Annotated in this window: 13 protein-coding genes; 6 read left to right on the forward strand and 7 right to left on the reverse strand. The window is 39.7% G+C overall.

Annotated features, from left to right (window positions below; translation table 11 throughout):
- Positions 1 to 44: 44 nt before the first annotated feature.
- Entirely contained in the window at positions 45 to 1,058 is a 1,014-nt protein-coding gene (locus KW850_RS02005) for a 2-hydroxyacid dehydrogenase (protein ID WP_218345895.1), read from the reverse strand.
- Positions 1,059 to 1,297: 239 nt separating this feature from the next.
- Here KW850_RS02005 and KW850_RS02010 point away from each other — a divergent pair, with 239 nt between their 5' ends.
- The 6 genes from KW850_RS02010 (at position 1,298) to KW850_RS02035 (ending at position 4,342) form a co-directional block, all read left to right on the forward strand.
- Positions 1,298 to 2,170, forward strand: a complete 873-nt coding sequence (locus KW850_RS02010) for a DNA-3-methyladenine glycosylase 2 (protein ID WP_218345940.1) — start codon at positions 1,298 to 1,300, stop codon at positions 2,168 to 2,170.
- 151 nt (positions 2,171 to 2,321) lie between these two features.
- Positions 2,322 to 2,540: a spore germination protein gene (locus KW850_RS02015; protein WP_256358020.1), complete on the forward strand. Its 219-nt coding sequence runs from the start codon at positions 2,322 to 2,324 to the stop codon at positions 2,538 to 2,540.
- A gap of 69 nt (positions 2,541 to 2,609) precedes the next feature.
- Complete coding sequence (locus KW850_RS02020) at positions 2,610 to 2,852, forward strand: spore germination protein (RefSeq protein WP_218345896.1); 243 nt, start codon at positions 2,610 to 2,612, stop codon at positions 2,850 to 2,852.
- Between the two features lie 31 nt (positions 2,853 to 2,883).
- Complete coding sequence (locus KW850_RS02025; protein ID WP_218345897.1) at positions 2,884 to 3,126, forward strand: spore germination protein; 243 nt, start codon at positions 2,884 to 2,886, stop codon at positions 3,124 to 3,126.
- Between the two features lie 87 nt (positions 3,127 to 3,213).
- Complete coding sequence (locus tag KW850_RS02030) at positions 3,214 to 3,681, forward strand: Hsp20/alpha crystallin family protein (RefSeq protein ID WP_218345898.1); 468 nt, start codon at positions 3,214 to 3,216, stop codon at positions 3,679 to 3,681.
- 19 nt (positions 3,682 to 3,700) lie between these two features.
- Entirely contained in the window at positions 3,701 to 4,342 is a 642-nt protein-coding gene (locus KW850_RS02035; protein WP_218345899.1) for a hypothetical protein, read from the forward strand.
- Positions 4,343 to 4,642: 300 nt separating this feature from the next.
- On the opposite strand, the gene KW850_RS02040 is transcribed toward KW850_RS02035, so the two are convergent.
- The 6 genes from KW850_RS02040 to KW850_RS02065 all read right to left on the reverse strand — a co-directional run bounded on the left by KW850_RS02040 (position 4,643) and on the right by KW850_RS02065 (position 11,659).
- On the reverse strand, positions 4,643 to 6,145 hold the full coding sequence (locus KW850_RS02040; RefSeq protein ID WP_218345900.1) for an amino acid permease: 1,503 nt from the start codon (positions 6,143 to 6,145) through the stop codon (positions 4,643 to 4,645).
- A 268-nt stretch (positions 6,146 to 6,413) separates the two neighbouring features.
- Positions 6,414 to 6,692, reverse strand: coding sequence for a YokU family protein (locus KW850_RS02045; protein WP_088086128.1), 279 nt, complete (start codon positions 6,690 to 6,692; stop codon positions 6,414 to 6,416).
- A 2-nt stretch (positions 6,693 to 6,694) separates the two neighbouring features.
- Positions 6,695 to 8,104 carry a lysine 2,3-aminomutase gene (gene kamA, locus KW850_RS02050; protein WP_218345901.1) on the reverse strand — a complete coding sequence of 470 codons (1,410 nt, stop codon included), beginning with the start codon at positions 8,102 to 8,104 and terminating at the stop codon, positions 6,695 to 6,697.
- A gap of 72 nt (positions 8,105 to 8,176) precedes the next feature.
- Positions 8,177 to 8,656, reverse strand: coding sequence for a GNAT family N-acetyltransferase (locus KW850_RS02055; RefSeq protein WP_218345902.1), 480 nt, complete (start codon positions 8,654 to 8,656; stop codon positions 8,177 to 8,179).
- A complete protein-coding gene (locus KW850_RS02060) occupies positions 8,644 to 10,164 on the reverse strand; it encodes a M81 family metallopeptidase (protein WP_218345903.1) in 1,521 nt (506 codons plus the stop codon). Before KW850_RS02060 ends, KW850_RS02055 begins: the two co-directional genes overlap by 13 nt.
- Before the next feature lie 34 nt (positions 10,165 to 10,198).
- Positions 10,199 to 11,659, reverse strand: coding sequence for an aldehyde dehydrogenase family protein (locus KW850_RS02065; protein ID WP_218345904.1), 1,461 nt, complete (start codon positions 11,657 to 11,659; stop codon positions 10,199 to 10,201).
- Positions 11,660 to 11,670 lie beyond the last annotated feature (11 nt).

Genomic DNA, 11,670 nt, shown 5'->3' on the forward strand with positions numbered 1-11,670 from the left:
TGGAAATGGGTGTTAAGAAAATAAAACAGGCGTCGAGAATCTCTTTATATAAGATGATTCTTCACGCCTGTTAATTTTAGAACTTCGGTTAAGACATCACGATTAATTAAAGAAGGTGGTTGTTTCCCCTGTAGTCCAAGCACTAGGTTTTCTGCTGCAAGTTGTGCCATTTTCAAACGAGTTTCGTATGTAGCTGAACCAATATGCGGCAATGTGACGACGTTATCCATTGATAATAGTGAATGATCTGGGCTTATTGGTTCCTGGGTATACACGTCTAATCCTGCAGCTAAAATCTCTCCATTTTGAAGTGCCTGGACTAAGGCCGCTTCATCCACAGTGGCCCCCCGCGATCCATTCACAAAAATGGCCGATTTCTTCATTAATTTAAATTCCTTTTCTCCAATTAGCTTTGCTGTGGTTGGAGTTAGGGGCGTCATTAAGACAATGAAATCTGCTTGCTGACAGAGTTCTTCAAGGGTACAATAGGTTGCTTGAAAGGTTTGTTCCGCATTTAGATTCCGTGAGCGGTTGTGATATAAAATGGGCATATCAAAGCCAAAATGTGCACGTTTGGCAATCGCAGCACCTACCCCTCCCATTCCGATAATCCCTAATGTCTTATGATGAACGTCGACACCAAATTGCTCCTCACTAATTTTCGATGTCCACTTCCCTGACTTTACCATCTGATTTAATTCAGGCATTCTTCGTGCGGTTGCCAGTAATAAACCAAAAACGGTATCGGCAACACTATCGTATAAAACCTCAGGAGTATTGGTCGCCCTAATTTTTCGCATCGTTATTTGCTGAAGGTCTAAATTATCATAGCCAACTGATATATTGCTTATCACTTTTAATTTAGGGGCCTGCTCTAAAAACTTATCATTAATTCTTAATCCAGAGCCTAAAATCCCCTCGGCATCCTTTAATTCTTGATAAAAGCTAGGCAGTGTCTCCGAATCTAAATTTTCAAAATAGATAACTTCACAAGTATCACGAACATAATCTAAAACAGTTGAATCGACTTTTTTATAGACTATAACTTTTGGTTTCAACAAAGATTCCTCACTTTCAAAATAAGATTCACCGTTCAGCGATTAACATAACTACATAAATCAATCATACACTTTACGTCAGGAAAAATAATAGAATTTTGACTGTAATAGCAAGATATAAAAGCTATTTTTCATACTTTTGTGATAATAATAGAATATAACAAATATCCGGGGGAGATAAAGTGTCCAATAATAGTAATCCGTTAGAAGAGGAACAGTACAAAGATAAGGAAGAACTCATGATTCAACTGCCAGAAGAGTTTGATATGAAAGTAAATCTCGATTATCTACAGCGGAATAAAAATGAATGTATGTATAAAATTGAAAATGAAACCGTTACGAGGGTGATCGCGTTTGACGAAATTCGAACACTTGTACAAATAAGAGTAAATGATAAACACCAAATGATTGTTCACTTTATAGAAGGTAAACCATCTGATACTACGAAAGTGGTCCGTTATATTCGAGAATGGTTTGACCTCGATATCGACTTAACTCCCTTTTATAAAATGGCGCAAACTGACCCTTTACTTAAAATTCCCGTTCAAAAATTTTATGGATTACGGCTCATCGGGATACCCGATTTGTTTGAGGCCCTCTGTTGGGGAGTCTTAGGGCAGCAAATTAATTTAGGCTTCGCCTACACATTAAAGAAGCAATTTGTCGAAAAATTTGGTGATTCAATTGAATGGGATGGCAAAAATTATTGGATATTTCCATCCATTGAACGAATTGCCCAGCTAACCCCAAATGATCTTGCAGATATTAAAATGACTGTAAAAAAAAGTGAATATATTATCGGCATTGCGCAATTAATGGCGGGCGGCCATTTATCCAAGGCGACGTTAATGGAAGCCGGCAGATATAAAGATGTCGAAAAAAGTTTAATAAAAATACGGGGGATTGGTCCATGGACAGCCAATTATGTGCTGATGCGCTGCCTTCGTTTTCCGACCGCCTTCCCGATTGATGACGTAGGTCTTATTAATGCAATAAAAACTTTACTATCTATGGATAGAAAGCCTTCAAAAGATGAAATCTTAACGTTATCGATTCCATGGAAAAATTGGGAATCCTATGCAACCTTCTATTTATGGCGGGTTCTCTATTAAATCAGGTAATAATAGCTTCTAACCTGTTGATTGATTTTTAAATAAAAACCACATAAGTTGAGCTGGCTTTGTTATTCGATAATGGCCCATGGGACTGAAAAAATATTTAAGCATATAGTATAGAGATATGAAATAGAAAGAGGTGACCCCCTTGAATAATATACAAAACGTGCATCATATGGACACAGGTATCATCACTGAAAACGGGAATATTAATTTCGGTTCCACGGTTCAAAATAGTCATACCTCCAACCTGAAAGCGGCAGGAGCTGCTTTTACCTTTGGAGATGGTTCATTTATCTTTCAGCATCGGAACAAAACTAAGGTAGTTGACATTAATAATCAAGCACAAAGTGAAAATCCAGAATAAGAACTTATTATTAACCAAATACAAAAAATGGGCATATATATAACCAACGACAAGTTGGGAGGAGAGAACATGCCCACCAATATAAATATTTACAGTATAAAAATCAACAACATATCTAATAACGGCTCTCTTAATATAGGCGATGCTCTCCATAATGCGCCTACAGCCAACACAAAATCACAAGGGGTTAACTCCTCATACGGAGATACTTCACCAACTACTTCAGGTATGGAAAATGTATTCATCGATCCCGATATAAATGATCAAGGAGACATTGCAAATCCAGCTAATGTAAATTCCAAGCAATTTTAAGGAATTTCGTATTCGATGAAAGGAGTCTAAAATGCCTTATTTTATAAATATCTTCAACATAAAAACAAATGGAATTACCCAAAATGGAAATCTCGATATTGGAGCCACGATTCATAACAGCCATACTGCTAATTCTAAGTTTATAGGGGCTAATTTTTCCTTAGGGGATTTGTCGCCGACCAGTTCAATTATGGGCAATTGTCAATTGGATCCGGATATTAGCGATCAAGATCAAATTTTCAATCCTTCATTTCCAATGAGTAACCAATTCTAAAAGACACATAATCAATAGCTGTCCCTCCCCTAAATTAGGTACAGCTATTTTAATATACCTAGAAACAGCAATAAGGGGGAACACCCGATGGACTTTGAAAAAATAAAACAATGGATGGAAATTACCCAGAAATATCAAAACGGAAAGTTTTGGGAGATGGTATTAGAAGGGAATTCCGCTGACGAAGTACTGGAGGAATCTGACGGACACCAAGTAAGTCACAGGGAAGATTCCCCTATCTTCAACTATCCAAAAACCGATATTTTTCAAACAGAAACAGATATCATCCTATTATTAGAGATACCTGGGGCCGTTAAAGAGGATATTTCTATATCGGTTTCTGGAACAAAACTTTCCGTTAGAGGGCAGCTGCGGCAACCATTGATTCAAGGCGTAACTATAAAGAATGAACGAAAATATGGAGAATTCGAAAGAAACATTGATTTGCCGGAACCTGTTGATAGTAAAGATATCTTCGCAAGGTTTGAAAATGGACTTCTAATTATTAGTTATAGGAGAAGATATACGAAGGAAGAGCCAGTCATGATTCGTTGACTAGGGTGTGGTGAGTATTATGCCTTTACAAGGGAATGGATTTCCACAGGATGTTTATCAAAGAATAGAAGCTTTAGAAAATCATATAAAAAGAATGAATACAGTAGAAGTATATATGAAACATGTTATGCAGTTGGAAAAGCAACTAGGGCTAATTAATACGAACGATAGTTCAATTAGGGAACGCATAAGTACAGACTCAGTCAAAAGCTTGGAAAAAAAGCTATTAATATTTGTACAAGAAACGATCAAGGGACATTTAGAACCCATACAGAATACGGTAAACAACTTATCTAACTGTATTTCCAATATCGAGGACCGTATTTCCTCACTAGAGGAACTGTATCGTGAAAACATGGAAAAGAAAGTAGCCGGAATAAAAGATAATAAACAAAATGCTGAAGAAATGCCAGTTATTTATCAGGAATTCAAGGTAGAAAAATTGTTTGTTGATAAATTTGAACAGGTCACTAATCTAGGAAACTTAGGAATTAGAGAACTAAGCGGACATTTAAATATTGGCACAAGCTTTGGTAACGGTGCTATACCAAAGGAACTTGTTACGGAATGGATAGAGAAAGTCGACAAACTGAAGGAAGAACAGAAACAAAAAAAGGATAGCAACGAAGACCAAAGGATCAAGGAGGATCATAAAAATTGATGGGTCAAACCGAAATCAAGCACGTTTAATGCTGAGTGATAATCATGGACACTCAGCATTTTTATTTTTAGCAAAATAAAATCAGCGGTCACCATAAATGCTCCTAAGGAAACAATTTGAATAAAATCAATTGGGTTATTCTGTAACAACGAAAAAACCTTGATATATCACCTATATCAAGGCACTGTTATGATGACCTGTGGTGAGAGGTTCGAACCCACGACCTTAACCTGTCAAAGCGGTAAAGTTAATCAGATGAAAACAGATATAGTTTAACACCCTTTTCTCTTAGAAAAATCTCTATTTAGATGACATCTCTTCAAAAGAACATTCCTTAAGTGGAACGACCTTCGTTTTATGAACGAGTTTATATCCGAGCCATAATGCCAAAAAGATCGGTAAACCTATATAGGACACGGCTACTCCATACCAATCAATCTTACTTGTTAAAAAAGCTTGATAATTTTGGCCGAAGATGACAAAGATACACATCGCAAAAGCGAGAATTGGACCGAGAGGGAACCATTTCGCTTTAAATTTCAAATCTTTCATGTCCCTGCCCTGGGCCATATAAGCTTTTCTAAAACGGTAGTGGCTGACTGCAATTCCAAGCCATGCAATAAATCCAGTTAAGCCTGACGCATTTAATAACCATGTATATACTTGATCTCCAAAAATGGACGATAAAAAGGCCAATCCTCCGATAATCGTCGTGATGACAAGGGCATTCATCGGGATCCCGCGATCATTTACTTTTTGTAAAAATTTAGGTGCCTGACCGTCCTTGGCCATAGACCAAAGCATGCGAGTCGACGCATATAAACCGGAAGTACCTGCCGATAAGACCGAAGTCAAAATGACCGCATTCATCACAGATGCCGCAAATGCAATTCCCACTTTCTCAAATACAAGAGTAAAAGGGCTGACAGCTATGTTGTCGACATCCCTGCCTAACAGGTCAGGACTTGTATAAGGAATAATTAGACCAATGACAGCAATGGCGACAATATAAAATAGTAGAATTCGCCAAAATACTTGCCGAATCGCCTTTGGTACGTTTTTCTCCGGCTCTTCACTTTCACCTGCAGCAATGCCCACGAGTTCCGTTCCTTGAAATGAAAAACCTGCGATGAAAAAAATACTTAAAACGGACAAAAGGCCGCCATTAACAGGAGCATGTCCTACAGTAAAGTTTTTAAACCCGATAAACTGTCCGCCCAGAATACCGAAAATGGTGAGCAAACCGACTCCAATAAAAACAATGATTGTCACTACTTTTATTAAGGAGAACCAATACTCGGATTCTCCGTAACTTTTAACCGACAAGGCATTCAATAAAAAGATTAGACCTAAAAACAGCATACTCCACACGATGCTCGGTACATCCGGAAACCAGAACTTCATAATAATAGCTGATGCAACTATTTCAACAGCAATTGTAACAGCCCAGTTGAACCAATAGTTCCAACCGAGCGCAAAACCAAATGCCGGATCAACAAAACGGCTGCCATATGTTGAAAAGGACCCCGATACTGGCATTAATGTAGCCATTTCGCCGAGACTTGTCATCAAAAAATAGACCATGATGCCGATAGCTCCATAAGCTATTAGCGCTCCACCGGGTCCAGCTGTTTGAATGGACGCGCCTGTCGCTAAAAATAACCCTGTACCGATTGACCCTCCAATAGCAATCATCGTCATGTGACGTGCCTTTAGATTGCGTTTAATATGCTCTTTACCCCCTTTTCCATTCCGAACATTCTGATTATTTTGTTCGTTTTCATAGCTTTTGAGTGCTTCCATTCTTGTCCTCCTTCATATTTGTACTATAAGCTTCTATCTATCTTTTAAGAAAACAAATGTAGTTACTTAGTTGACAAGAATACCCATGCAAATAATCATAATAATTAAACCTCAATCAGTTGAATTATGTTATCCCTACTAATTGTTTGCTAAACTTTCTATTTCTTAAGGGCAATTTATCCCTTCTTGAGGAAGATGAGAATAAATTGTCCATTAGAATAAAATTCATCTCCCGCTTAATATTTAAAAACGGGAGACGGCTTGCTAATTATTTCGAAAAATCAAAGTAGTTTCGCTTCAATAAGCGTGGAGCGGCCATAAGTGTTTCATACGTCATACTTTTTTCAAGCTTTGAGCAATCGATTAAAAATAGATGATCCTCAATTTCTTTCACCGTGTTATCTGTTTGATAGGTCATACCGCATTCCAAGCAATGAATGGATGGTGTGTCCTTAATTTCGATCGCATTTGTTCCATCTGGAAGTTCCCAATACACTTTGTTGCTCGTTTCACGTGCTGTGTCAGATTCGCACCATTGACAAATCAAAATTATTCCTCCTTTGCTCCTACTGTTTCATATTTCTTCATTTGTGATTGGAATTTTTTCTCTTTTAACTCGTCACGTTTGTCACGTTTATCTTTTAATGAACTATGCTCAGTGTTTTCCTTATACGTTTTGCGGCGATCTAACCGTTTTAACCCTTCAGGTGTAAGGTTAAATTTCGTATCATCAATAATGGATAGAACACCATTACTTTCAAACTTTTCAAACACTTCAGGATATACCTTTTTGTAGTAATCCTCTGCACTGCCTGACTGATAATTTGTTGGTTCTGGATAAGATGTAATGACACCTTCAAAGTTACGTAATACGACTTTATTAGAACTTTGAGAAATGATATAGTTCGGCTGCAATGGAATTTTGCCTCCTCCACCTGGGGCATCAACAATAAATGTCGGAACGGCATAACCCGATGTATGGCCGCGAAGTCCTTCCATAATTTCCAATCCTTTGCTGATTGGTGCACGGAAATGGCCAATCCCTTCTGATAAATCACATTGGTAAATATAATATGGACGAACGCGAATTTTAACAAGGTCATGCATAAGCTGTTTCATAATCGGTACACTGTCGTTAATGCCTGCTAAAATAACAGCCTGGTTACCAACAGGGACACCAACATTTGCAAGCATTTCACATGCACGCTTCGATTCTTCCGTAATTTCAATAGATGTATTGAAATGTGTATTCAACCAAACTGGATGATACTTTTTCAAGATATTACAAAGATTTTCGGTAATACGCTGTGGGAATACGACAGGTGCTCTTGTACCGATACGAATAATTTCTACATGCGGAATCTCACGTAAATTCTTTAAAATATATTCTAAAATATTGTCATTAATAAGGAGCCCGTCTCCTCCGGAAATTAACACATCTCGGATCTGTGGGTTAGATGCGATATAACTAATCGCTGTGTCTAACTGTTTCTTTGGTACGCCCATTCCGATTTGTCCGGAGAAGCGCCTTCTCGTGCAGTAACGGCAGTACATAGAGCATTGGTTTGTAACTAAGAACAACACTCGATCCGGATAACGATGCGTTAACCCAGGTACTGGTGAATCTTCATCTTCGTGAAGGGGATCTTCTAAGTCATATCTTGTTTTATGCAATTCCGCAGAAATCGGAACAGACTGCATTCGAACCGGACATCTTGAATCATCAGGATCCATAAGCGATGCATAATATGGAGTGATGTTTAATGGGATTGTTTTTGTTGAGATTAAAACCCCTTCTTCTTCCTCTGGTGTTAAGTTAACCACTTTCTTTAAGTCTTCTAAATTTTTGATAGTATTCGTCAATTGCCAAACCCAATCATTCCATTGCTCATCCGTTACATCCTTCCAAAGCTCGATTTCTTTCCAATGTCTTTTCGGTTTGAATAAATTGTTTCTCATCATAAACTCCTCCTAAAATTAACCTATTTAATTGACAATTTTTGATTATTTCCCCTTTGCTGGAATGTTTTATTAAGAAATGAGGTATTCCATATAATAGCGATTTTCCCCTTCGCCAAATTCATCGGATCTTGTCTCTTTTATAACAAACCCTAATTTTTCATATAACTTGACGGCCGCCTCGTTTTTAATATTGACCGTTAGGCACACCTTACGAAAACCATCTTCCTTCAGAATCGGATAAATCTCCTGTAAAAAGAATTTCCCGATTCCTTTCCCCTGCTGGTCAGAGCGGACATAAAACCCAAAAATATAGGCTTTATGAATATCATTGTAATCTCTCATTACTTCACAAATTGCTATCGGCCTTGGATCATCTGATTGCCGATATTGAATAAGTTTTCCATAACGTGTAAGCGGAATAAGAGTTTGTTCATCCACGGCCCCTAATCCCGGAAAGGCATCTCTTTCAAGCTCCATCATTATTTTTAGCTGTTCCGGATTCAATGAACCTGGTACTTCGACAAAATAGGATTTGTTTAGTGTCTCCACTTTTCTTTCCTCCTCTGTTCCACTTCATATTGGATTTCATCCAACGGCCATATTGGCCTTGGAATATGACGATACGTAAAAGTTGTTAAACGGTTGGAAGCTACACCTGGCGCATCCACATAAATAATAGGGCCAACCATCGGCTCAAACGCAGCGCGGAAATGATTTTTAGCTTTTAACCCAAGAATTCGCTTTGCCTGCGGCTCAAGGCCAATATGACGAAACATTTCCGGATCATTCGCTGACATCGGCCTTCCAATGAGGAGTATATCCATATTTCCAACGCGAATATGAGCAGCTCCCTTTAAATCTACCTTTAAATGCTGATTGAACGGCCCAGAATTGTGAAATATACCGTCCGATAAGGCCACTACCGTTGCTTCGACATGTACGGACTCCCCAAATTCAGGCGATACTTTCCCTCCAAGGGACAACGATAACGTGTTTCCGACTCCAGCCTTACGGCATGCATCAATAGATTCGGGATCATAGAGTCCTCCGAACAGCGTATCAGGAATATTCATCTGCACCATTTCTCGAAGCAGCTCTGTTGTATCCCCGCTTCCGCAGCTTAACGGATTATCTGAAATATCTGCCAGCACTATCGGCTTGTCATCATCTAACTTTAGCGCCCCATTCAGTCCTTTTTTCACACCAGGCAAATCCATGATAAATTCTTCTCTTACACTCCAAAACAAGGAAGCTAGCTTTTCAGCTGTCTCTTTTCCTTTTTGCGGATCGAGTGAAACAACAAGTACACTTGCTCCGACCATGGGGATATCCGAATAAGGAAAACCGCCAAATACGGACACATTATAAATTCCTTCTTCTTCTTGGGCTTGTTTCGCCCGCTCTATCATTTTGTGCATCGGCCCATCTGCCGTTCTCATATTGATAGAGGGAGGCATCATCGGCAACTTTTCAAAATAAGCGTAGTAAGTCACACCTTCCTTTAATTGATTTAACAAAGCGATTGCCGCATGAATGCCTTGTTCGTACATATCAATATGCGGATAGGTCTTAAATCCAAAATGAAGCGGTGTGTAATCAATCATTTTTTCGCTTATATTGGCGTGCATGTCCAGGGTCGTCGCAATTGGAACATTCGGTCCAATCAGCACACGAATTTTTCCTAGTAAATGCTCTTCCGGATCAAAGAGGTGCTCCACGACCATCGCCCCATGCAGTGCAAGCAATAGTCCGTCCAGCCTTCCCGCCTGCTGGATGGACTCCAGCATTTGTTTTTCGATGATGGAGTACGCTTCTGTTGATACTACGCCGGATGGGACCGCTGCCGCACAAAGCAGCGGTACGATTTCTACATCCTCGTCGTGTTTCAATACATCCAGAAACCCACCCACTTCTGTTTTCGTTCCTGTATAGGCATCATAAATTTCATCGCCGATAAAGTAGCCTTCATTTCGAAACTGTTCGATTTCAGTTTTCATCGGGCTGAAACTGTGGGATTCATGGTAAAAGAATGCAATACCAATACGATGTTTTTTCATGTTCTCCCACCTTATAATAGATATGGTCTGTTGATTAATAGTTCGTATAAATGGACTTCCACTCAGTCATGACATCAAATGCATGATGGGAAACTTCACGGTGACCGTTGCCGGACATCTTCATACCCCCAAACGCCACTCCCATCTCGGCATTGGACGTTCCGTTATTTATATAGACAAGTCCGCTTACCGCTTCCTTTGCCGCACGGTTCGCATAATGAAGGCTCTCTGTATAAATGGAAGTCGATAGCCCATAAATCGTTCCGTTATTTACCTCCATGGCTTCCTCATATGAATCTACTTCAATGATGGCAAGAACTGGACCAAATATTTCTTCCTGCGCAATGGTATCCTTCGGTTTCACATTCTCAATGATTGTCGGCTCATAATAATAGCCGCCCAATTCTTTGACAAGCTGCCCACCTGACACAATTCTTCCACCTTCTTCAATCGCTGTTTTTACATATTTTTCGACTGTATGAAGCTGGTCTTCATTTACGAGAGGGCCCACTTGTTTCCCTTCCTCAAGTCCATTTCCTATTTTCATAGACTTTGTTAAATCTACTACTTTTTGTACGAGCAGTTCCTTTACTGGACGCTCGACGATTACTCGACTTGCCGCTGTACAGCGCTGACCAGTTGTGGTAAACGCAGACTTTACGATTCCGTCTGCCGCCTTATCCAAGTCCGCATCCTTCAAGACGATCACGGCATTTTTCCCACCCAATTCCAATGAGATACGTTTTAACGCTTTACTGCTCATTTCAGCCAGCTTTTGTCCGACTTCTGTTGAGCCCGTAAATGAAATGATTTTTACATCCGAATGCTCTGCAAGTGTTTGACCGACTGTTCTTCCTGAACCTGTAATTAAGTTCACAACTCCTGCTGGCAATCCTGCTTCATCTAACACTTCCACAAAAATCTTTGCCGATAGTGCAACCTCTGAAGCAGGCTTCCATACGACGGTATTACCAGCAATCAGGGCTGAAAAGATTTTGTAAGAAGCCAGTGCAACCGGAAAATTCCAGGGGGTAATGCACGCCGCAACTCCAAGAGGTTCACGAACCATTCTTACGTTCCGGTCTGGGAAGCCGGCAGGGACTGTTTCTCCAAAGAGGCGCCGGCCCTCGCCTGCCATATATTGAGCAGTCGCGATGACCACTCCGACTTCGCCTAGAGACTCTGGCAGCACTTTTCCCATCTCCATTGTCATTACACTAGCAAGTTCCTCTTTTCGTATTTCAAACAATTGGGCTGCTTTCGTTAAATAAGCCGCTCGTTCTGGAATGGGGGTGTTCTTCCATTGTGAATACGCTTCATTCGCTTTTGCGACAGCCTCATCCACTTGCTCAGTTGTGGCGGCCGCACATATACCGACAAGTTCCCCTGTTGCCGGATTTAAGCTTTCAAAGTAGGACTGATCGGGGTCACTTACCCATTTTCCATTTATATAAAGATCTCCCTGAAGAATATCTGTTTTGATTTGACTAGACATAAACTTGACCT

It is taken from the genome of Bacillus sp. sid0103 (assembly GCF_019219025.1).